Source organism: Streptomyces sp. NBC_00273 (genome assembly GCF_036178145.1).
Taxonomy (GTDB): domain Bacteria; phylum Actinomycetota; class Actinomycetes; order Streptomycetales; family Streptomycetaceae; genus Streptomyces.
This window is the reverse complement of the sequence record NZ_CP108067.1, coordinates 10,150,679-10,171,700: the sequence shown is the minus strand read 5'-3', so window position 1 is coordinate 10,171,700 and position 21,022 is coordinate 10,150,679. Positions and strand designations below refer to the sequence as shown.

21 protein-coding genes are annotated in these 21,022 nt (G+C 69.1%); 11 read left to right on the top strand and 10 right to left on the bottom strand.

Annotated elements, in window-relative coordinates; all coding sequences use genetic code 11:
- Positions 1-2 precede the first annotated feature (2 nt).
- Positions 3-1,244 (top strand): FAD-dependent monooxygenase, encoded by a 1,242-nt coding sequence (locus OG386_RS46145; RefSeq protein WP_328786225.1) that lies wholly within the window; start codon positions 3-5, stop codon positions 1,242-1,244.
- 112 nt (positions 1,245-1,356) lie between these two features.
- Here the strand turns inward: OG386_RS46145 and OG386_RS47175 are convergent, their stop codons facing one another.
- Positions 1,357-1,467, bottom strand: coding sequence for a DUF6059 family protein (locus tag OG386_RS47175; RefSeq protein ID WP_443053292.1), 111 nt, complete (start codon positions 1,465-1,467; stop codon positions 1,357-1,359).
- A 13-nt stretch (positions 1,468-1,480) separates the two neighbouring features.
- Here OG386_RS47175 and istB point away from each other — a divergent pair, with 13 nt between their 5' ends.
- The 3 genes from istB (at position 1,481) to OG386_RS46130 (ending at position 3,640) form a co-directional block, all read left to right on the top strand.
- Positions 1,481-2,278, top strand: coding sequence for an IS21-like element helper ATPase IstB (gene istB / locus OG386_RS46140; protein ID WP_328786226.1), 798 nt, complete (start codon positions 1,481-1,483; stop codon positions 2,276-2,278).
- A gap of 819 nt (positions 2,279-3,097) precedes the next feature.
- Complete coding sequence (locus OG386_RS46135; protein WP_328786227.1) at positions 3,098-3,229, top strand: hypothetical protein; 132 nt, start codon at positions 3,098-3,100, stop codon at positions 3,227-3,229.
- Positions 3,230-3,640, top strand: coding sequence for a GNAT family N-acetyltransferase (locus OG386_RS46130; RefSeq protein ID WP_328793114.1), 411 nt, complete (start codon positions 3,230-3,232; stop codon positions 3,638-3,640). It abuts the gene before it with no gap.
- Between the two features lie 363 nt (positions 3,641-4,003).
- Here OG386_RS46130 and OG386_RS46125 read toward each other — a convergent pair whose 3' ends face one another.
- The 3 genes from OG386_RS46125 to OG386_RS46115 form a co-directional block, all read right to left on the bottom strand.
- On the bottom strand, positions 4,004-4,564 hold the full coding sequence (locus OG386_RS46125; RefSeq protein WP_328786228.1) for a hypothetical protein: 561 nt from the start codon (positions 4,562-4,564) through the stop codon (positions 4,004-4,006).
- Complete coding sequence (locus OG386_RS46120) at positions 4,561-5,124, bottom strand: matrixin family metalloprotease (protein WP_328786229.1); 564 nt, start codon at positions 5,122-5,124, stop codon at positions 4,561-4,563. Before OG386_RS46120 ends, OG386_RS46125 begins: the two co-directional genes overlap by 4 nt.
- Before the next feature lie 380 nt (positions 5,125-5,504).
- Positions 5,505-5,861, bottom strand: coding sequence for a hypothetical protein (locus tag OG386_RS46115; protein ID WP_328786230.1), 357 nt, complete (start codon positions 5,859-5,861; stop codon positions 5,505-5,507).
- Between the two features lie 534 nt (positions 5,862-6,395).
- Here OG386_RS46115 and OG386_RS46110 point away from each other — a divergent pair.
- Complete coding sequence (locus tag OG386_RS46110; protein WP_328786231.1) at positions 6,396-7,283, top strand: alpha/beta fold hydrolase; 888 nt, start codon at positions 6,396-6,398, stop codon at positions 7,281-7,283.
- Here the strand turns inward: OG386_RS46110 and OG386_RS46105 are convergent.
- Complete coding sequence (locus OG386_RS46105; protein WP_328793115.1) at positions 7,249-7,791, bottom strand: DUF6879 family protein; 543 nt, start codon at positions 7,789-7,791, stop codon at positions 7,249-7,251. The genes OG386_RS46110 and OG386_RS46105 overlap by 35 nt on opposite strands.
- A 146-nt stretch (positions 7,792-7,937) precedes the next feature.
- Complete coding sequence (locus OG386_RS46100) at positions 7,938-11,036, bottom strand: NACHT N-terminal helical domain 7-containing protein (RefSeq protein WP_328786232.1); 3,099 nt, start codon at positions 11,034-11,036, stop codon at positions 7,938-7,940.
- Positions 11,037-11,659: 623 nt separating this feature from the next.
- Between OG386_RS46100 and OG386_RS46095 the strand changes: the two genes are divergently transcribed.
- The 4 genes from OG386_RS46095 (at position 11,660) to OG386_RS46080 (ending at position 13,704) form a co-directional block, all read left to right on the top strand.
- A complete protein-coding gene (locus OG386_RS46095) occupies positions 11,660-11,974 on the top strand; it encodes a hypothetical protein (RefSeq protein WP_328786233.1) in 315 nt (104 codons plus the stop codon).
- Between the two features lie 594 nt (positions 11,975-12,568).
- Positions 12,569-12,829, top strand: coding sequence for a hypothetical protein (locus OG386_RS46090; protein WP_328786234.1), 261 nt, complete (start codon positions 12,569-12,571; stop codon positions 12,827-12,829).
- A gap of 382 nt (positions 12,830-13,211) precedes the next feature.
- Positions 13,212-13,349, top strand: a complete 138-nt coding sequence (locus OG386_RS46085) for a hypothetical protein (protein ID WP_328786235.1) — start codon at positions 13,212-13,214, stop codon at positions 13,347-13,349.
- 232 nt (positions 13,350-13,581) lie between these two features.
- The gene (locus OG386_RS46080; RefSeq protein WP_328786236.1) at positions 13,582-13,704 is read left to right on the top strand and encodes a hypothetical protein; all 123 of its coding nucleotides are present in this window, start codon (positions 13,582-13,584) and stop codon (positions 13,702-13,704) included.
- 232 nt (positions 13,705-13,936) lie between these two features.
- On the opposite strand, the gene OG386_RS46075 is transcribed toward OG386_RS46080, so the two are convergent.
- Together OG386_RS46075 and OG386_RS46070 are read right to left on the bottom strand one after the other, a co-directional pair.
- A complete protein-coding gene (locus tag OG386_RS46075) occupies positions 13,937-15,115 on the bottom strand; it encodes a methyltransferase domain-containing protein (protein WP_328786237.1) in 1,179 nt (392 codons plus the stop codon).
- 14 nt (positions 15,116-15,129) lie between these two features.
- Entirely contained in the window at positions 15,130-16,047 is a 918-nt protein-coding gene (locus tag OG386_RS46070) for a radical SAM protein (RefSeq protein WP_328786238.1), read from the bottom strand.
- 651 nt (positions 16,048-16,698) lie between these two features.
- On the opposite strand from OG386_RS46070, the gene OG386_RS46065 reads away from it, so the two are divergent.
- A complete protein-coding gene (locus OG386_RS46065; protein WP_328786239.1) occupies positions 16,699-17,103 on the top strand; it encodes a helicase associated domain-containing protein in 405 nt (134 codons plus the stop codon).
- 80 nt (positions 17,104-17,183) lie between these two features.
- On the opposite strand, the gene OG386_RS46060 is transcribed toward OG386_RS46065, so the two are convergent.
- Together OG386_RS46060 and OG386_RS46055 are read right to left on the bottom strand one after the other, a co-directional pair.
- Positions 17,184-18,272, bottom strand: a complete 1,089-nt coding sequence (locus tag OG386_RS46060; protein ID WP_328786240.1) for a lytic polysaccharide monooxygenase auxiliary activity family 9 protein — start codon at positions 18,270-18,272, stop codon at positions 17,184-17,186.
- A 91-nt stretch (positions 18,273-18,363) separates the two neighbouring features.
- Positions 18,364-18,876 carry a hypothetical protein gene (locus tag OG386_RS46055; RefSeq protein ID WP_328786241.1) on the bottom strand — a complete coding sequence of 171 codons (513 nt, stop codon included), beginning with the start codon at positions 18,874-18,876 and terminating at the stop codon, positions 18,364-18,366.
- A gap of 131 nt (positions 18,877-19,007) precedes the next feature.
- On the opposite strand from OG386_RS46055, the gene OG386_RS46050 reads away from it, so the two are divergent.
- Positions 19,008-20,609: an ISL3 family transposase gene (locus OG386_RS46050; RefSeq protein WP_328793109.1), complete on the top strand. Its 1,602-nt coding sequence runs from the start codon at positions 19,008-19,010 to the stop codon at positions 20,607-20,609.
- Positions 20,610-21,022: the final 413 nt, after the last annotated feature.

The window sequence follows — 21,022 nt, the reverse complement described above, 5'->3', positions numbered from 1 at the left end:
CAATGAGCGAAATACCCACCGACTTCTGCATCGTCGGCGCCGGCCCCGCCGGCCTGACGCTCGCCCTGCTCCTCCTCCGCTCCGGAGCCCGGGTCACCGTCCTGGAACGCTCCCGATCCCTGGAACGCGAGTACCGCGGCGAAATCCTCCAGCCCGGCGGCCAGTCACTCCTACACGACCTAGGAGTCCTAGACGGCGCCCGGGCCCGGGGCTGCTACGAGCACGACCGGTTCCTACTGGAGGAAAACGACCGGATCCTGATCAACGGCGACTACCGCAAACTACCCGGCCCCTTCAACTGCCTCCTCAGCATCCCCCAGCAGCACATCCTCCAGGAACTACTCGAACAGTGCCGCACCCACACGAAGTTCAAGTACCTCGAAGCAACCAAATGCTCCACCCTGATCACGGACAGCGCAGGGCAGGTACGCGGTGCGATAGGCCGCGGCCCCGCCGGAGACCAGGTGGTGCACGCACACTGCGTCATCGGGGCGGACGGCCGCTACTCCAAGGTGCGACGGCTGGCTGGCGTGGAATACGACCGGATGGAAGCCTTCGACCAAGACGTGCTCTGGTTCAAGCTCCCCACCGACAGCAACCTGCCCCACGACGTACGCATCTTCCGGGCGGGCGGCAACCCCGCCCTGGCCTACGCCTCCTACCCCGGGAACATCCAAATCGGCTGGACACTCCCCCACAAGAGCTACCAACAACAAGCAGCTCTAGGACTCGACCACATCAAGGCCCAACTGTGCAATGCCCTACCCGAACAAGCGGACCGCATCCAGGCCGAGATCACCAGTTTCAAAGACCTCTCACTGCTCGACGTGTTCTCCGGCACGGCCCGCGAATGGGCCAAGCCCGGTCTACTACTGATCGGGGACAGCGCACACACACACGGGCCGATCGGCGCCCAAGGCATCAACGTAGCCATTCAGGACGCCGTCGCCGCCCACCCCGTACTACTGGCCTCACTACGGGCCGGCAACGCCAGCACCGACTTCCTGAACCGGTTCGCCACCCCCCGCCGACACGACATACACCGCATGATGAAAATCCAGGCAATGCAGGGCAAGACGATGCTGTCCACCGGCACGATCTCCTCGATGATCCGCCCCCGAATGGCCAAGCTGGTCTCCCACACACGCCTCTACCACACCGTGCTAAACCAACTCGCCTTCGGCAACCAAACAATCCGCATCCGCCACGAACTATTTGAGCCCGGCCAACAAACACCCCAGTAACAACACCTGGACGACACACCACCAGGCCCCAGCCGCCGTCGGGGCGGCCCGGACCCGACGCAAACACCACTACGCAGTACAGCCGAACAGGTACCGACCCGTTCACTAGGCGCTACTCCGGACGCGAAAAGAGCAGTGCGCGGGCCAGTTCACGCTCCACCGCACTGAACGGCACATCAGGGCACAACCACTCCGGATGCCCGCCGGACGGCCCACACGGCATGCTCCGCAACACCTTGACCTTCCCCCGCCAGCGAGGACTCACCGAGCAAGCGGCCACTTCCGCGGTCGACCAGGCATGCAGGATGCTCCGGTTGCCCACCATCCGGTCCCAGTTCCCCGAGCTCGCCGCGACAGCCGAACGCGAGCAGATGTCCTACCTCGGCTTCCTCGCCGAACTCCTCCTCGCCGAGTGCGACGACCGGGCCCGTCGACGCTCCGAACGCCGCATCAAGGCCGCCGGTTTCCCCCGCGACAAGTCCCTCCGAAAGTTCGACTTCGATGCCAACCCCAACATCGACGCAGCCATGATCCACACCCTCGCCAAGTGCGAATGGATCAAGAAGAGCCTGCCGCTCTGCCTGATCGGCGACTCCGGAACCGGCAAGTCCCACCTGCTGATCGCCCTCGGCACCGAAGCCGCAATGGCCGGCTTCCGAGTTAAGTACGTGCTGGCGACGAAGCTGGTCAACGAGCTCGTCGAGGCTGCCGACGAGAAGCAGCTGACCAAGACAATCGCCCGCTACGGCCGCGTCGATCTTTTGTGCATCGACGAGCTCGGCTACATGGAACTCGACCGCCGCGGCGCCGAACTCCTCTTCCAGGTTCTGACCGAACGGGAGGAAAAGAACAGCGTGGCGATCGCCTCGAACGAGTCGTTCTCTGGCTGGACCAAGACCTTCACGGACCCTCGGCTCTGCGCGGCCATCGTCGACCGCCTCACCTTCGGCGGCAACATCATCGAGACCGGCACTGACTCCTACCGCCTCGCCACCACCCGCGCCCGCGCCGAACAACAAGCCGCAGCTGTGTGATCGCAGTTTCCGAGAGCATGCCAAGTCGGGGGTCTCTATCGGTCAGCGCTCTCGGATTCGCCACCACCACCAACGACCCGCCGTCCACTCGCTCATCCGGCCAGGGTTCGGCAGGGTGCGGCGCTCGAACTCGGCATCTATTCGCTGCACCAGTCGGCCCAGGTCATGCCGGGCCCCGCGAGGCAGGCGACGCATCGCTTCTTCCAAGGTGTCACGCGCATCTTCGACCTCCAGGCCGGGCTCCCACACCTGAGAAGCGTTCAAGTAGCGACCAGGCTGCTTGAACGCCCACTCAAACCGGGACAGTGCCTCGGCGACGGCATCCCGCTCCATCCGCTCGTCTTCCAGGCGCCGAACGGCAGCACGAGTAAGGGCGGAGACACCAGAGATCCGTGGCACCGGAACATATCTACGTGGCCGCCATCGCTCAGCGCGGACAGCCTTCGGACGCCTACGCGGCATCGGCCTTTCGGATCAACATGCCGTCATCCTGCCACGGGCTGGGCTACCTCCGCACGTGATCATCGAGAGCCTGCACCACTTCCGGTGCTCTTACTTCTCACCGACATTCATGCACTCTCGGGACGCCGAGTGATGCTGGAACCCACTGACAACTGCTCTCGCTTGAGACCTACGCAGCCAGCCACCAGACAGCGCAACACCACATACCAGCAACCCCGAAACACTCGACCACACCAACCGAAAGCATCCATCCCCAACTCCTCCGCCAGCTACCGACCGTGTCATCACACACCGCGCCAACCAACGTTCGGAGACAGATAGACGATCATCCGCACGTCGTTAGAGGGAGGAGCCCACATGCACGAGACATGCACCTCGAAAAACGAGCGGGTCAACGGCCCGGAACCATACGGACACCCGCCCCTCATCCCCGGCGAAGACGAGGAAGACACGGAGCCCGAGCCACACATCTGGCGCGGCATCGACTGACTGACACTCCCCCACACCGGCCGGAACCAGGCACCCACCGCGCCCCCAGCCCTACAGCAACGGCAAACCCACCGGCAGCTACAACCCAGACCACCACCCCAAGTCGCCTACCTCGGCGACGCCCTGGTCCGCTGCAGCACCGTGCGCCCGCCCACCGGCGACAACGGCGCGACCGCCACAGTCATCGCCCGCGTCCTGCCTGAGTACCGCCGCCGCGGCCTCGGCACCCGCCTCTACCAGCGTGCCCTGGGCCAGGCCCGCGCGCTGGACGCCCAGGTCATCGAGACCGTGGTCCTGGCTTCCAACCCGGACGGACTGCGCTTCGCCAAGCAGCACGGCTTCACCGAAGTCGAACGCTACCTGCTGCGCGAAGACAACACCGTGCCCTGGATCGACCTGCGCCTGACCTGACCCGCAGGACCGGAGCGCGGCGCTGGACGCTGCCGACCGGGGCGTTGCCGGCGCCGTGTGACGGCAGCCGGGCCTGCCCGCGGTCGACAGCGTCACGGGGGCCGGGAGCAGCCCGTCCGAGGGCGGCTCCACAGCAGTCGCCATTGCATCCTGTGTCCGCGTGGGACCGGGCGTTGCCGCGCGGGGCGACGGATGAGCCCCACCCGGACAGAGTGCTTCCTCGGCCGGTCGGGGCGACGCTCCGCAGATGTTCGATGCCTCCGCACCCGTCCGTGTTCCCCGCCCGCAGGGCGTCCGCCCTCACCCCGGCCCGGCCGGCCACGCATCCGCCGGCTGACGGCCCTGGGGCACGGCGGGCGCCGGTCAGCCCGTCGGCGCATCGACGTCCTCACACGCACTGTTGGCGGCCGTCTCGGGCGCAGTGGCGATCGCCTCCTGCCAGTGCTGCCGCTCCCCCGCCAGGCCCCGCGCGGCCGGTTCGGCGTACCAGGCCCACGCCTCGGTGCCCGCGGCACCGGCCGTCGATCCGGACTGGACCGCGATCACGTACCGGCGGCCGGGCTCCAGCACCGCGTAGCGGTCCGGGTCCTCGGTGGCGTACCGGCCCGGGCTCCCGCCGTTCTTCACCCCCTGCGTCACGTCCAGGACGTCGCCGAACTCGCCCTTGAGAGCCTGCAGGGTCTTCACCCGGGTCGTAAGGTAGGCGCTGCCACCGTCCTCCCGGTAGCGGGTGTTCTCGACCGCCTCCACCACGGCCACGGCCTGGGACCGGGCCGCGACGACGTCGTCACGGCCCAGGTCCGGGCCGCACACCTCGTGCGTGGTGCTCCCGGCGTCCGGGGCGATGGTGAACCAGGCGGCGCCCGCCGCGGCGACGGCCGCGACGAGGCAGCCGCCGACCCACACCTTCACGCTCATGATCATCCCCACAGCTTCTTCAGGCTGGCCTTGTCGACGTCCGTCGGGGCATCGGGGTACTGGGCGACGTCCGGCCACATCACCGAGGAGACCGCGCTCTTCCCGCTGCCCGACTTGTGGCACAGCCCGAGCGCGTGCCCGAGCTCGTGCGCCGCGACCATCCGGCGCGTGGCCGGGTCATAGGTGTCCATGCGCGCCTTGTTGAAGCGGATCAGATCCGTCGCCGCCAGCCCGGGACGTCGCGACCACACCCCGGCCGCAGAGCTCCGCGGGTCGGAGAAGTCCTCGTAGTCCAGGTCGTTGACGGTCGTCGCCGCATCCGGCGCAATCCTGATCCTCGCCCCCGGATACGACCACGCCCTGTTGGCGTGGGAGTACTCGGCCTTGTACTTCGTGCTCGCGGTCCACCGGATCTCACCGTCATCGACCGAGCTGTCCTCACGCGTCTCGGTGGCGTCACTCCCCGACCTCGCGATGCACGGCGCCGCCACCGCAGCATGCGCCGGGGCCGGCGCGAGAAGCAGCACCGCGGCGCAAACCGCCGGGCCGAGCAAGAAGTTGCGCATCCCATCAACGGTAGGACAGCCCCCGCCGAGGACGATCGTTTCAGCACCGCCACCGGCCACCCGAACATGCCTGCGCAGGGGCCCCTCGTGGGTGTCGGCTCCGCCGGAGCGCAGGCGGGGCCGCCTGGTGCGGCGGACTGCGGGTACGGGTGCCGGTGCGGTCAGTCGAAGATGCCGGTGACCACCAGGACGCCGGGGACCACCGTGAGGGACGGGCGGACCTCGGGCACCAGTGGCGGCCAGGCCGTACGCTCGGGCTTCTCGTTGATCAGGACGGGATCGTCGCCGATCTGGACGCCCAGGCCCGCGGCGGGCGCGCCGACGTGCCAGCCCCAGTGCTGGTAGAGGGATCCGGGATCCTCAGGCGGCCACGCCGGCGATCAGCTGCCTGCGGAGAGGTCCCCGTCAAGGAGCCGTGCCGTGAGTTCCATGCACCGCGTCCGGGCCGGAGAGAATCCGTAGGGCATCTTGGTTACCGCTTCGAAGGCACTCATCTGGGCGTCGTCCTCGCCGTTCGCCTCGGAGTCGTAGATCTCGAAGAGCTTCTCCTCGGCCACGTCCAGTCCGGTCGCTTCAATGGCCTGGAGCAGGGCCTTGTGGTGGGCGCAGTGTTGCGCGGCGAGTTCCTCGACCTGCGGGTCGTGGGCATCGACGGTGTCGTCGAGGGCGGCGTCGACCGCGTCAAGGCCGTCTGCCTCGGCCCGTAGGCCGGGATGGGTCGCCAGGGTGATGAACATGCTGGCCTGGATTGCGGCTCCCAGCGGCCCGAGGCTGGTGTTCAGCCGGTAGAGAGCAAGTGGATGCCTCTGATCTGGACCATCGCCACGTCGACCTCGGAGAGCTCTTCCCAGCCGTACTCGATCGACAGCCTCGAACGGTGCGCCACAAGCTCCAGCGGAGGCGCGAGGCAGGCGACTTCACGGAACAGGCCTGCGACGTACCACCACACACTCGTCTGCCACGCAGGGTTCGGGTTCGAGCACCCCGAGACGGGCGCCTCTAGCCAGGCGTCTTCCGGGTGTCGGCTTCGAGCTGGCGGGGCATGGCACCCCACCCGAAGTTCCTGGAGGTCGTAGAGGGGTGCGCGGGGAGACGCCCAGCAGCATGGCGATCGAGGTGATCGAGCGCCCCGAGTCGGACCCCTTGGGGCATCACCAAGACCCGCCAACGCGAGACGAGTCGTCTCGTATTGACATTCCCCGACTCTCGGGCCATGCTGATGCAGCAATAGCGAGACGGTTCGTCTCGCCACAAGTCGAAGGAGCGGCGCGGTGCAACAACGGATCATCCGTATCGACGACGAAGTGCAGCTATGGGCGCAGGAGCTCGGCGATCCGCGCAACCCCGCACTGCTGCTGGTCATGGGTGCCGGGGCCTCCGGCCTTGGATGGCCCGACGAACTGGTCGCGGCCCTCACCAAGGAATACCGCGTCGTCCGCTACGACCACCGCGACACCGGACGCTCAACCTATTCCTTCGACGACCACCCCTACAGCGTGCTCGATCTCGCCGCGGACGTGGTCGCCGTCCTCGACGCCTACGAGATCCAGCGCGCCCACGTGGTGGGCATGTCCATGGGCGGCATGCTGACCCAGCTGCTGATGGCCAATCACCCCGAGCGAGTGATCAGCGCGACCCTGATCGGAACCTGTGCCCTCAGCGGCCGCCCGCTGACCAACCCGGACGGCAGCAGCACCCCCGCTGATCAGCTTCCCGGCATCGACCCAAAGGTCCTCGATCTCTGGGCACGCCCCGTGGAGGATCACGGGCTGGAAGCGGAACTCGATCGCAGGGTCGAGCACTGGCGGCTGCTCAACGGCAACCAATCCACCTTTGACGCCGAGGAGTTCCGGGCACTGGAACGCCGCATCATTGATCACGCCGGTCGGTACGACTCCCCCATGACCCACGGCCGTGCCGACCACTCGGGCATGGACCGCACCGCCGAGCTGGGCCGCAACCAGGTGCCCACTCTCGTCATCTCCGCCGGCGCCGAACCGGTGTTCCCTCCGGCCCATGCCCGCCACATGAGCCAAGTGATCGGCAACTCGCGGATCGTCGAAGTCCCGGCGATGGGCCACGCCCTCCCCCTGGCCGTACTGCCCCGACTGGCCGACGCGATCCTCACACACACCGCCCAAGCGGACGACACACCGTGATCGACCCAATCGACCGGCCCAGAACGCCTGATCGGTCTTGTTCACGAGCCGCGATCGTGAACAAGACCGCCCGCCCCACACCAGAGCTCAACCGAGCGCCGGGTCGCCCGGGCCGCCGCGGCGACCTCGACGTCCTCGGCCGCCCGGTGGAAGGTGCCGTACTTGTCGATGACGGCGGCCGCGTATCCGGGGGGGGTGGAGCAGGCCGGGAACGACGTGGGAGCAGTACACGCGGAAGGCGCGGGTCCGCTCGACCAGGTGTCTCCTCCCCGGCCGCGATGTTCACCACCGCCCCGGCGTGGCTGTAGCAGGAGCACTCCAACACGATCCGGACCCGGCGCACGGACACCCCCCGCGCCGTGGTACGGCGCACCAGACCGGTCCAGAACACCCAGTACCCCGAGTCCGAATCCGTGTTCCGCCGGCCGGTGGCCAGCCAGCCGGCAAACCCCGATGACTCCCGAGCAGACCACCACCAAGCCCCGCCCGCAGGTCGCCACCTGGGCAGCCGGCAAGACCGGCCCCTGCGCCCGGTGGTCGGTTGACTGCACCAACTCGGTCATCGGGTCAGGGTCCGGCACCTTCGACCGTGCTATAGAACCACAGGTCGTCCAGTCGTAACCCTCTGGAACGATCAGTAAGAGAGCAGTGCCATCAGAGGTCTGGCCTGAGACCCAGATCCGGATGATGGGCCTCGACGGCCCGCCGGAGCCGCTCGCGGAGGTGGGGATGGGCCAGTACGCCGCGGGCGAGGGCGAGGACCGTGTCGCTCGGGAGGGCTGAGCCGTCTCTGCCGAGCATGTCGGCGAGCAGCCGGGTCACCGGTTCCCGGGCGGGTGAGTCGTCGGGCAGGAGCGCCACGGCGTGATCCACCCTGAGGTACAGCGCTGCCAGCTCATCGCCCGCAAGTCCGGCGCTGCCGCCGATCAGCAGCCGCAGCACATCGTGGGCTAGTGAGGTTGCCTGCTGTCCCTCACCGAGGGAGGTGAAGACGGTCACGGCCGGCCCCAGCCACTCCATGACCGGATCCATCGCATGCCGTACCACCAAGTCGTTCGTGCCTCCGGACACATCCATCTTGTGCCACACCGCCTCCCAGTAGGGCCGGGACCACTGCACGATGTCGCGCCGGGGGAGGCGGTACAGCCAGTACATGTCTAACGGGGGCGGCGGGGACAGCTCCCCCGTGCGCAGACGGATCTCCAGTCGTCGGCCGCCCTCCGCACGGCTACGGTGAACCGAGACCGACAGTGCGAAGTCCGCCCACTGCTGCTCGTCGAACGACGACCGCCAGAGCAGGGCATGCCGGTGCCAGGCATCGCCCGGATCCGATGAGTCCGGGAATAGCCTGTCCGCGGTGATGCCCTCCGACAGCAGCAGTAACACGACCAGGACGAGGTTGGCACCGTAGACGCCGTGTCGTGCCGACGTGCGGCTCTCTGCGGGCCGGTACGCAGGGTGGGGGTGGTCCGTCCGTGTTGCGTGCTGCTGGAAGACACGTACGAGCAGCTGACCCAGCCGCTCGCGTTCGCCGTCCGGCAACCGACGCACCATCGATTCCCCGAACCGCAAGATCTGCCGTGAGGAGAGCGGGGCGTACGACAGCAGCGCGTAGGCCAGGTCGTCGTTGACGCGGCTCGTGCCGAGCGACAGGGCCGGCCGGTCCGTGAGCAGGCCGGTCAGGACGTGCAGCGCCAGCCGTACGACCAGGTACTCGCCGAACGTGGCGTGCAGGAATTCGTACGTGGACAGTACGCGGCCGTCACGGACGGACTGGGCGCGCTGGACGAAGAAGAACCGACCCAGCGCCACCTCGGCCGCACCCAGGGGGGCACGGAATCCGAAGGTGCCGGTAGAACGGCGGCCTAGGAGCGCCGTGAGGTCCTCGTCGAGCTCCGCCGCCGACACCCACTGCCGACGCCGGTTGAGCTGGGCGAACGCGATCAGGGAAAGGCGCTGGAGCTCCTGCTCGACGCGCTCCGCCAGTCCGTCCTCCGGCGTGGCCCCGAAACCGGTCTTGTCCACCTCCCGGCGGGCGAACGAGGTGAGCAGTGCCTCGTACAGCTCGGCCTCGTCGAGCGGGGCGTCCCCTTCGTGGCCATCGCGTCCCTCGCGCCTGTCGCGTCGTAGGCCGTTGTCCGTGGCGTCGTACAGCGCCATCATCAGCAGCAATAGCGGCTGCGCGGCCAGCGACTCGTGCCGGGCGATGGCATCCCAGGGCAGCGGTTGCAGCCCCCGGGCCGCGAGGCTGCTCGCGTTGGCCTCGTTCCACAGCTCCAGCCAACGGCGGATCTGGGCGGGACGGAACGGTTCCAGGCGGAGGGCGACGACTCCCTCCGGGTACCGGGTGCGATCGGCGACGGCCGTACGGCTGGTGACCAGCGCTCGCACCGGGCGGCCCTGCTCCGCTTCGCGCTGCTGGAAACGGGCGACGCGTACGAGGAAGTCGCTGTGGTGGACGCCGGTGGTCTGCAGCAGCTCGTCGAAACCGTCCAGGAGCAGCACCGGGACCACACCGCCGGCCGAGCGGACCAGCTCCGGCCAGGACACCCGCTCCCCTGTGGCCGCCCGTACCGCCTGCTCGAGTTGCTCCTGCAGGTCGTCCTCGGCGCGTACGTCGCGCAGCGGCACCCGAACGGGAAGGAATCCGGCAGACGGCAGCCGGGCAGCGAGGACCCGGGTCAGGACGGACTTGCCGGCGCCGGGCTGGCCCAGCACGAGCAGCGGGGAGCCGACTCCGGCGGGGGAGGTGAGGGCACCTGCAAGGTAGCCCGTCAGGTCGCGGCGTACGGGCATCTCCTCCCACCAAGCCTCGCTCGACGGGGCGTCGGTGCCGGCCACTGCACGCACTCGGAAGTCCGGATCCAGGTACATGTCCTGGAGGGCGGGCACACTGATGCCGTCGGGCGCGGTCGAGGCGTCCAGCACGGGCCGGGTGAGCGCGGCCTCATGGGCGAGGGCGAGGGCGGCCGCGACGTCTGTCGGAGGGCGCATCGCCCGGGCTACTTCGGACAGCAGCTCCTCCACGCCGACCAGCGCGAGCCGTACCCGGTCTCGGGTGGCCTGGTGCTCAACCTGTGCCACCCAGAATCCGAACTCGGGTGCCTGCTGGGCCAGCTGCGCGTAGAGGCCCTCATATTGCTGGACCGCCCTGCGGGGTAGCTCGGTGGCCAGCACCCGCCGTGCCGAGGTCCGGTCGAAATCCGTCAGGTCGCCCCAGACCCGCAGCCCTTCGACGAAGCCGAGGAACCTCTCCGACAGCCCTCCGTACCAGAGCCGCATCTCCGCCGTCACGTCCTCGAACGGGCGGTGGGGTGCGGGGTGGGGCGCGTCGACCGCAGCGAGCGACTGCGCGAACGCCGCACCGCCCGGCGGATCCGGGGCGCCCGCGAGGGCGAGCTGTTCGCTGCGGGTCAGTTCCAGGTCATCGACGCCGAACGGCAGGTCCGACTCACCAAGCGCTTGGAACCATGCAACGACGACGATCACGGTATGGGCGGCCTGCAACAGTTCCGTGCGCTCGGAGCGCCCTTCTGACCGGCCCAGGCGCCGCCCCAGATTCCGTACTGCGTCGCGGCCCAGGCCGACGATGCGGCCCCGGGCGTCGGCGATTCGTAGCACCCCGTCCCCGATACCGCCCGTCGCGGCGTTCAGCGCTCCGCCCAAAGCCCGGTCCAGTGCGGCGACGGCGGGCGGATCGCCGCCGAGCAGCACCAATGCGTCCGAGAACGACAGCAGTCTGCGCACGCTCATCCTGCCCCCATGAAGACCCATCCGTCGCTGACACGCCCGCGCTGATCTCCCCACCTACGTGCAGGGGCGCTACCGCGTGGACCCTGCCCGGACACTCTCGCATGGGGGAGTCCGGGGGACCTGCGGTTCGGGACAAGACACCCACCACGGGGCTCGCGTTCGTGCCGGCTGGCACGCTGGGGAGGCGCTGGCTCCGAGGGGTGGAATCTGCGCCGGCCCCGGAGCCCGGTGGACGAGCCACTCTGCGACTCACCCCCTCGATGTCCTCCAGGGGCGGCATCTACAACGCGGGCAGGTGATCACCATGCACGAGGACCAAGCCGTGTGTGGCACGGCATTCATTGTCAAGGCTCAGCACCCTGCTGCTACACCCAGCTCATGAGACGAGCCGCACTTCCTGGTGCCGTGGTGCAGAGAAGGGTGCTGTGGGCGGTGGATGTCGGCTGGGAACAGGCGACCGAGGCGGAGACGACCGCTATAGCCGGCTGGCTGCGTACGGCGCCGAATCCGCAGCGGCGCCGCTCGCGGCCGGACTCGATGCCCGCGGGTGTGGCCATCCAAAGTCGGGCAAGTCCACGCTGCTGGATGGGTACGCGCCGAGGACGATCGCGCACGCGTTTACCGTGGTGCACGGCTTCTACGCCTTCCACCAGCACTACGGCCGGGGGCCGGCGGTCAACCCGGTGCCCAGAAGCCGGGACCGTCGGGCCCGGCTGCGGCCGAAGGTGCGCGAGCGCCAGCCCCGGGCGATTCCGGATCGGCTGTGGGACGAGCTGTTCGCGCAGATAAGATGCGATCGGGACCGTGCCCTGCCGGCCTGCTACGTCGGCTCCGGCGCCCGCGCCAGCGAACTGCTCGGGGTGCGCCTGGAGGACGTGGACTGGTCGGCCGGGCGCCTGTGGGTGATCACCAAGGGCACGGGTCAGCAGGGCTGTTGATACGCCCTTCGGGTGATGCGGTTGTGATGGGTGTGTCGCGGACGGTGCAGAAACGTTGATGCCTGCGTGGAGCCACGTGAACAATGGGAACGCAACGCGCTGCTGGCCGAGGCGTTCTGCAGCAGGGACGATCGGGTGCGTGAGGCGCAGGCAGTGATGGACGAGGCGCTGGCGAGCCGGACCAGGGCACTGGCCGCGTTGGCCGTGACGGTCGGCAGCGACGCCGCCGTGGCCGACCTGATGGGGTTGAACGAACGCGAGGTACGAGTCGCACGCCGCACGGTTGGCAAGGACGACGCCCGTACCGTCGCCGACCAGCTGCTCAACCCTCCTGCTTCGCCGGTCAGCCCTCCGGCTGAAACGTCTCCCCAGCCGTCCCCAGCTGAAACGTCTCCCCAGCCGCCCCCACCCGTCAGCCCTCCCGCTGAAACGTCTCCCCAGCCTCCCCCACCCGTCCCGGATTCCGGATGGGCGCCGTACACGGAAGCAGTGCGCGCGCATATGCCCCAACCGCGCCCGGAAGCGGTGGCGCCGGCCCATAGGCCTGTGATGGAGAGCGGTACTCCTGCTGCCGGGGTGACCTGGACGACCGGGATGGACTCCGTATTGCAGTGGAGCTGGCAGTCCGGCCTTGATCTTCAGACCGTGGCGGAAGAACTCGGCCTGAACCCCAAGGACCTGCTCCTGCGGGCACAGATGCTTGCCACCGAAGGACGACTCCAGCCGAAGGCCCCGGCGTACGACGTGAGCCAGCCCGGCCGCCACCGTCGGCACGACTCCATGCAGTACAGCTTCATCCCCGACAGCCCGGAGACCCTGTACACCTCGTACAGATCGGCAAGCCCCTACATCTGAACCGCCACCGCATCGCCGCCTCGGAAGGACCTGCCTCTTCGGCTCGCGCACCGCTTGTCTCGACCGCCCCGGCGCGACCGGCTCCGGACTATCGGACACCGCCACCGGGCACCCTCAGCTCACTTCGGCGACAATCCTGTTCCTCACCGCCCAGCCGAGGTGCACTCGGCTGGGCGCACCCAAAGACGTCGCAAAGCACCGCCAGCACCGGCAGCGACCGCCATGAGGGTTCAGGTGACGAGCACAGCTGCAGGCGCCTCGCGGACCTTGACGGCTTGGTGCAGAGAAGTGGATCTCCCTGCGCACGGTACGGCGCTCCGGCGTCACCGCTCTGCGTTCCCTGTAGGCAGGCCCGGCAAGAGCTGCTGGCCCGCCCCTGACCGTGTCCGATGCCTCTCCGTCGGCCCCGATCACTCTGGTCCTCCCCGACGGGCAAGCCATCGAGCGGGTACCGCTCTACGAACGCCAGCAGCTCGACACCGGACTGTGGATGTACCGCATAGGCGTTCCCCTGTGGTAGACGGCCGCCGGCGGCGGGGTCGAGCCGGCCGAGTACAGCACGTGGGTCACCGCCGCACAGCTGCGCCTGCTCCCCGGAACCGACCTCGGCCGTATCCCCGCCCACCCCCGCACCCACACCTCGACGCCGACCCGATGGGCGTGGCTGCTCGACGGCCGCACCCACGGCCGGCCCTCCACCGTCCACGCCGAAGGCTGCTCCGGCGCCACCGACCGCGCACCCGCTGGGCACCATGCAGGCACTCGACGCGCTCGCGCGGCCCGGCACCATCGCCTGCACCGTGTGCGACGCCGCCGAGGCGCTGCTGCCGATCCTCACCCACGGCCAGAACGAGGGACCGGCCTCCGGAGACTGATCAAGTCAGACGGTCGGGGAAGCGGTGTAGTCGTGGCGTTGGTAGCCGCGTCCGTCGCCGTGCCAGTCCAGGAACAGAACCGAGTCACCGACGCCGCGCCGGCCCGGCCGCTGACAGTCTCGGGCCGGTAGGTATCGGACCGCGACCCGCCAGACGTGCTGTCCTCCAGCCGCGCCTCCAGGCCCGGGAGATCCCGCTCGACCACCACGGGGTCGGTGCCCTGCCAGAGCATCTACCGGGCGCTGATGGTTGCCGACCAGCCGCTGCGGCTGAGATGGCAGGTGCCGTCCGGGTCGATGCGCACCGCCGCGCCCGCTACGGGCAGGTCGCCGTCGATGACGAGCCAGGTGCGGATGCGGTCCAGTTCGTCCCAGAGCCGGCGCGGGCCGCCCTGGTGAACGGTGGGGACCTTGCGGGCCCCGGGGGCCGTGGCGCGGGCCCAGGAGCCGTCCGGGTGCAGCATGTAGGCGGTACGGGTGCCGTCCGCGGCCGTCTCCATGCGGTGCTCGATGCCGGGGACCGTGAGTTCGAGGGTGGAGCGCACGTCCCAGGTGCGGCTGACCCGGATCACGGGGTAGCGGCCGGTGGTGACGGACTCGCCGTCGGCCTTCCGTGCGGTGGCCCACAGGTCGGCGTTGTCGGGCGTGGGGGGGTAGTCGTCGCCGTGGCGGGTGCTCATGAAGGCGGCGGGCTCGGGGGCGACCTTGCCGGTGGCGCCGCCGTCGGTGGTCTTGTCCGCGACGATGAGCAGTCCGGTGCCGGACAGGGCGGTCACCATGCGGCCGCTGGGGGCGAGCGCGGTGAGCCAGGAGGCGGGGACGGCCGGGACCGAGACGGTGGAGACGATGCGGTCGTAGACGCCGGGCAGCTCGCCGGTTACGTCGCAGACCTCTAGCTGCGGCCGGTGCCCGGCCGTGGTCAGGCGGTCCCGCGCCGCCTGGATCAGGTACGGGTCGACGTCCACGCTCGTGACCCGCGCCTCGCCGAGGCGTCGGCACGCCAGCGCGGTCGAGTAGCCGCTGCCGCAGGTCACCATGAGGCGGGAGGTGTCGGTGAGGAAGGCGTGCTGGTACATCTTCACGACCAGCGCGGGCAGCGTGGCCGACGAGGTCGGCCACGCCTCCGGGACCACGGCTGCGTGGTCAGCGTGGTCGGCGTGGTGGGGGCCGACGCGGGTAATCACGCTGAGGCTCTTGTCGTAGGCGCTGCTCATCCACACGGCGGGGTCGTCGGCCCCGTCGTGGAGCTTGTAGACCCATGTGCCGTCCTGCTCGGCCGGCGTCCACCAGCGGGGCACGAACAGGTGCCGGGGCACGGTGGCCAGGGGCCCGTGCCAGCGGGACTCGGGTCGTACGGTCGCGTTGGCCATCCGTGCGGCATGGGTGTCCCAGCCCGCCGGTGTCCTCTCCATCAGCAGGGCCCCTTTCAGAGGAGCGTGGGCACGGCGGCCGCGGGCGCGCCGAGCGTCGCGGGTGCGTAGCCCATCGGGTCGCAGGGGTCGTTCTTGCCGGGGTCGCAGGAATCGGAGTTGGAGGGCTGGCAGTCCGGGTGGCAGGCCGTCGGGTCCGTCCGCCGCGGGATGCTCGCGCTCGCCTCGGCCCACCGCGGGCTGGACAGAACCGAATCCAGGCCGGCGTTCAGGACGTTGCCCGCGGTCAGGAAGCGCCCGATCTCGCAGACCGCCACATCCCCGCCCGGCAGGACCGTGGCCCGTTGGTCCCCGCACCGCCCGCACAGCTCGGCGGTGGACGGCAGCGCGGTACCCGCCGCGTTGCCGACGGCCCGCACCGTTCCGACGTGCACGTCGCGGACGCCGAAGGCCTCCAGCTCCGCGCGGGCCCGCTCGGCCCGCTCCTGGTCGCCGGCGTGAAGGACAGCGACCTTCAACGCGATGCCGCGCTTGACCGCCTCGACGATGTTGGCGCGCGTCGCCTGGTGCGAGCCTGGGCGGCCGGTGACCTCGTCGTGCTCGGCCGCGACGCTGCTGTGGTACGTCGTCGCCAGCCGGACCCTGGGGTGCTCCAGCAGCCGCCAGTGCTCGTCGCGGATACGGAAGAGGTTGCTGTAGACCCGGACCCGCAGGCCGGAATCGACCGCGTGCCGGGCGATCGAGGCGAAGCCGGGGTGGAGCGTCGGCTCGCCGCCGATCATCTGGACCTCCTCGACGCCAAGAGCGACGGCCTGGTCGATGGTCCGGAACCAGTCGCCGTCGCTCATGCTGGCGTGGCTGCGCGTCGGCCCCGAGCCGGCGTAGCACAGCGACGGGCAGGAGAGCTGGCAGCGACCGGTGATCTCCAGCGACAGAAACCGCAGCCTGGTAGGGGCCTCACGGGTGCTCGTCATGCTGCGATCGTAGGCCGCGGGCCGTCAACCCGTCCTGCAATGTGGCTACTTCGACCGACAGGCGCCCTTCCCCACGCCCAGACCAGATACCGGCTCATCGTGCGGTGCCGGGAGACGCGGCCGCCTCCGGCCCCCGCCACGTCAGCCCGTTCACCAACCGCGACCACGATCCGCGGAGGTCAGCCGGCGGCCGTCCGGGCGGCGTCGACCTCGCCCGTGGGGCGGGGCAACTGGCGACTGTGGAGCCCTCGCGATCACGGCCCTTCCAGATCGAGTACACAACGGTTCAGACGTCCTCGACCGCGGTCGTCACTCGGGTGGTTCTACGAACGAGGCGATAGGACACCGCGGGCGGGGCGTGCACCCGGCACCACTCAAGTCGTTCCAAAGCCTCGTCCCGCTCATCACAGGCCCCTGAAACCGAACGCCACTGCCCGTCTAAACCAGACTCGACCGACCAGACAACCTGGCAGTCCGTCTCGGTCTCTCCCCCGTCACCTCCAACCATGCAGCAAGGCTATCCCCGCTCGACCGGGCCCAGTTCGAGAAATACTCGCCAACGAGCGGCTCGCGTGACGCGATGTTCTACCGATCCTCCGAGCACGTACGGGGCGCGAGCAGAGGCCGGAGTCCGGGTGGGCGGATGGGTGGATGGGCTGGATGCTGCCGACCGGGGCGGTGTCGGCGCGGGGCTGGGACCGGCTGGGCGAGGAGCAGCGGAGCCGGCTCGCCACGCTCGGCGTGAAGCCCCAGAAGGCCTCACAGGCCCGCAAAGCGGCGGCGAAGACGACGACGGCGTCCCGGCCGCGCGCGGGCGGGGAAGCCTTTCAGAAGGGCCTTCAGGCCCTCCAGCAGTACGTGGCGCGTACGGGGTCCGTGGCGGTCCCCAGGGGCCACGTCGAGACCATGGACGTCGGCGGCCAGGAGCACGCCGTGAGGCTCGGAGTCTGGCTGAGCAACACCAAGAGCAGGCCCGACAAGCTCGACCCAGCGCGGCTCGCCGCCCTCGCCGAACTCGGCATCCACTGGGCCCGGCGAGGTGGCGCTGTTGCGTGAATCCGGTACTGATCCGGTGCTCCGGCCGCCTGAACGGCCCCCTGGTGGAGGCGGCCGGTCAGGCGGCACGTAGGGCTCGGCTATCGCAGGATCACGTCGCAGGTGGACAGGAAGAATTCGCCCGTCTTGCCGCCGTTCTCGCCGTTCGGGGTGTCCGGTCCTCCGTGGCCGCCCCAGATACTCACGATCGCCGCGCGCCCGGTTCGGCGCGGGAGTGACGCGAACTCCCAGCTGGTGGATTCGTCTTCACGGGGCGCGCCGTGCACCTCGACCAGGAACGGAATGGGCTCCAGGTCGTGCCAGCTCAAGTGCTCGGAAGGCACCCAGTCGGCACGGGTGATGAACCACCGGTGGGACCAGCTCTCGCCCTGGTGGTACGCCATGTAGTCATAGGTGAAGGTCTGGGTGGGGGCTGAGGTGTCCAGCTCCGTCAGGGGCCAGTCCCCGAGCGTGTCGTCCGGTGCCAGATCCAGACCGCGGAACGCCGGGTTCCCCGCGGACGCAAGGGTGCCCTCTCCGAAGAACTTGCGGTACTCGAGGTACTTCTGGGCGTCGTTCCACGGATAGTCGGCGAGCATCCGGGCAGCCCCCGGCACCACTTCGTGCCAGTCGGTACTGGTGTTGACGCGGCGCGCCTCGACACAGATCCGTGAGGGGTCCTCGTCTCGGATTGCGGCGCCGGCCCTGCTGCGCGGGTCGTTGGCCGTGCCGTGCCGCGGGTCCGCCATGGCGGCGGCCCTGGGGGCCCGCCGGCGAGGCTGGCGCGCCGCCCACTTACGGGAGTAGACCTGATCCGAGCCGATGGTGACCAGGTTGGTGAACGGGGTGAACTGATCGCCCACCTTGGCGCGGATCTTCACCTGGAACTGCCCTTCCGGCTCCTCGTCGCCCAGGTCCACCCAGTGGGAGTTGGACTGGATCCAGTTCCATGCGGACCAGTGGAGGAAGACCGTCTGCCGTAGCTCGTTGTTGAGCCACACCTCGTACTGGTGCGGGTAGGGCGCGTTGCCCTCTTCCCAGTCCGCCGGAGGGGGCCAGGCCCCCTGATCGGGGGCGTTCTCCCCGATCTTCCATCGCAGACTGATCCCGTACATCGTGTACTTGCCGTCATCGCGGTACCTGATGTCCGCGCGAAGGTCGGACGGAGCAGACAACCGGGTTGCGCTCACAGCGTCCCCTTCTCCTAGATCGAATCTATCCCTGAGGCCATCAACCACGGAGCAACGCGCACAACCGATAGTTACAGGCCGTGACAGAAAGTCACTGTAGATCATGCGGGGCACCCGGACAGACGGATCGCAGCCACCGCGCGCCGGTCGTCCAGCCCCAGCGGGCGGCTGTTCCAGAAGTCTGGAACAGCCGCTCTCGTCCCGGGCCGGACGACCTGTCAGCGCCCGCGCCCCGCTCCCTTGGTGGGCGCGGCCTGCTGTCGGTGGGCGGGGACGGCGGCTTCGGCCGGAGCCGGCCGGCCGCGACCGCGGGGGTGGTGGAGCGGGAGCGGGCCGCCATCGGGGAGACCCACAGCCGGGAAACGGACGCGGGCGACGCGGACGGCGGCGTGGTCAGAGAGTGGTGGGCCGCGTCCACGACGCGTCCCACCAGAGCCGTGCCCGTGGCCTGCTTCCAGGAGGTGTCGGCCGTCAAGCGGTTCAGGTGCCGGGCCACAACGTGTGTGCCCTCGCTCTCGCCGATCTTCTGCATGCAGGCGGCCAGCAGCGGCCACTGACGTGAGCTGACCAGGAGGCCCGCTTCCCGCTCCGGCAGGATGTCCATGACCACAGTGAGCCGCCCTCCGCCACCCCGAACAGGCCAGCAGCAACCCTCACCACGTCAAGAACTGGGCACGTTCATTGGCTCTGTCGCTGATCTTGTGATGCTGTGCGGCTGAACTGGGCAGCCTCCCGGTGTGCGGTTCTGGGGGTTTGGTGCGGTTGTTTCCGCATCTGTCGGGTGTGGTGGTGGAGTCGATCTCACGGGACGCGGGTGTGGTCACGTTTCGTACGCGGGCCCGGGCCGACGCGGTGAGATGCCCGAGGTGCAAGTCGCTGTCGTGGCGGGTGCACGGCCGATACGAACGGCGTCTGGCGGACGCCGCCGTGGGGACCACACCGGTGGTGATCCGGTTGGTGGTCCGCAGGTTCAAGTGCCTCAGCTCCGGCTGCCCGACGGTGACCTTCGCCGAACAGATACCGGGACTGACCAGCCCTCACGCCCGACATACCCCGGTCCTCCGCAAGCTGCTGGCGCGGGTCGCAGAGGCTCTGGCCGGCCGGGCCGGAGCCCGCCTGGCCCGACGGATGGGGATGCCGGTGGCGAAGGACACCCTGCTACGGCTTCTTCGAGCCTCTGACCTCGAGGAACCCGGCGCGGTGCGGGTCCTGGGGGTGGACGAGTTTGCCCTGCTCAAGGGGCACAACTACGCGACGCTGCTGGTCGACCTCGAAGCCCGCCGGCCCATCGACGTCCTGCCTGGCCGGGAGGCCGGGACGGTCGCTCGGTGGCTCGAAAGCCATCCGGAGATCGAGATCATCTGCCGCGACAGGGCCTCCGCCTACGCCGAGGCAGCCAGGGCAGCCGCGCCTCAAGCGGTCCAGATCGCAGACGTGTGGCACCTCTGGAACAACCTCGCCAAAGCCGTCGAGAGGACCCTCACCAGCCATTACGCCTGCATCCGCGCCGGCCACGAGGCCGCCAGGCAACCTGACGAGGACGCTCCCGTGGCACCACCGGACGGAACGCTCGACGTCAACGGGCGCCCACGCCGGATCGTCGGACGGATCCGCGAACGACACCGCCGCGTCCATGAACTTCTCGCCCAAGGCCGATCCCTCCGTGGCATCAGCCGGGACCTCGACCTGGACTACTACGCCGTCCGCCGATACGCCCAAACACCGGACGTCGACCAACTGCTGGTCAAGGTCACCCAGCGCCGCACCCTGCTCGACGACTACAAGCCCTACCTCTACGAACGCTTCACCCAGGGCTGCCGCAACGCCAGCCAGCTCTTCCGCGAAGTCCGTGACCAGGGATTTCGCGGCGAACGCACGGGGGTCAACCGATACATCCGTCAGCTGAAGCAGGGCATCGAGACCGCCCCTCCAGCACCCGCCCTACCCAAACCGCGGCGGGCACTGCGTTGGGTGATGACGCACCCCGACCGGCTTCGGCCACATGAAGTCCTCGGCCTCAAGTTGGTCCGGGCCGCCTGCCCTGAGCTCGACACGGCCGTCGAGCACGTTCGAGACTTCGCCGCCCTCATACAGGAACGACGCGGCCAGGACCTCTTCGACTGGATCGAACAGGTCCACAACAGCGGCCTTGCATCGCTACAGCAGTTCGCCCGCGGCCTCCTCCATGACCAGGACGCCGTCGTCGCCGGCCTCTCCTCAACCTGGAGCTCAGGACAAGTCGAAGGCCAGGTCACACGCGTCAAGTTGATCAAGCGAGCCGGATACGGCCGAGCCAAACTCGACCTCCTGCGAACCCGGATCCTCCTCAGAACCTGACCACCAGCCGATCACAAGATCAGCGACAGAGTCCGTTCATGTGTACGCCGACACCGTTCGATGGAAGCCTGCCTCAGTCCACGACACGAGCCCTCGGCGCCTGGCCAGCAACAGCCAGCGCCTGCGGAGCACCCAGAGCGACCCACGGCAGTGAACACACCCCGAACTCGCCCCCATCTCTCTTCCTCTCCCACGCACAGGGGTAAGTCAGCGCAGTCACCACCCGCCGGGCGGGTGGTGACCTGCAAGAACGGTCAGCCGCCGGCGGCTGACCTTCCCCCTCAACCTCCCCCTCAGGTTCCCCCCGAGTTTCCCCCCCAGCTTCCCCGTCAGTTTCCCCCACCGCGATACGAGGCTTCAGCCCCTTGCGATCTCTCGCTTCCATGTCAGTACGTGACCTGCACGTCTCTCAC

What these genes read in the sequence shown, in the direction of transcription:
- OG386_RS47175 (WP_443053292.1), bottom strand. Translation starts at nt 1,467, where the DNA reads ATGCCGTGTGGGCCGTCCGGCGGGCATCCGGAGTGGTTGTGCCCTGAT.
- OG386_RS46055 (WP_328786241.1), bottom strand. Translation starts at nt 18,876, where the DNA reads ATGGACATCCTGCCGGAGCGGGAAGCGGGCCTCCTGGTCAGCTCACGT.
- OG386_RS46065 (WP_328786239.1), top strand. Translation starts at nt 16,699, where the DNA reads ATGGGCTGGATGCTGCCGACCGGGGCGGTGTCGGCGCGGGGCTGGGAC.
- OG386_RS46125 (WP_328786228.1), bottom strand. Translation starts at nt 4,564, where the DNA reads ATGATCATGAGCGTGAAGGTGTGGGTCGGCGGCTGCCTCGTCGCGGCC.
- OG386_RS46115 (WP_328786230.1), bottom strand. Translation starts at nt 5,861, where the DNA reads ATGTTCATCACCCTGGCGACCCATCCCGGCCTACGGGCCGAGGCAGAC.
- OG386_RS46090 (WP_328786234.1), top strand. Translation starts at nt 12,569, where the DNA reads ATGGACTCCGTATTGCAGTGGAGCTGGCAGTCCGGCCTTGATCTTCAG.
- OG386_RS46070 (WP_328786238.1), bottom strand. Translation starts at nt 16,047, where the DNA reads ATGACGAGCACCCGTGAGGCCCCTACCAGGCTGCGGTTTCTGTCGCTG.
- OG386_RS46120 (WP_328786229.1), bottom strand. Translation starts at nt 5,124, where the DNA reads ATGCGCAACTTCTTGCTCGGCCCGGCGGTTTGCGCCGCGGTGCTGCTT.
- OG386_RS46135 (WP_328786227.1), top strand. Translation starts at nt 3,098, where the DNA reads ATGCACGAGACATGCACCTCGAAAAACGAGCGGGTCAACGGCCCGGAA.
- OG386_RS46100 (WP_328786232.1), bottom strand. Translation starts at nt 11,036, where the DNA reads ATGAGCGTGCGCAGACTGCTGTCGTTCTCGGACGCATTGGTGCTGCTC.
- OG386_RS46145 (WP_328786225.1), top strand. Translation starts at nt 3, where the DNA reads ATGAGCGAAATACCCACCGACTTCTGCATCGTCGGCGCCGGCCCCGCC.
- OG386_RS46080 (WP_328786236.1), top strand. Translation starts at nt 13,582, where the DNA reads ATGCAGGCACTCGACGCGCTCGCGCGGCCCGGCACCATCGCCTGCACC.
- OG386_RS46075 (WP_328786237.1), bottom strand. Translation starts at nt 15,115, where the DNA reads ATGGAGAGGACACCGGCGGGCTGGGACACCCATGCCGCACGGATGGCC.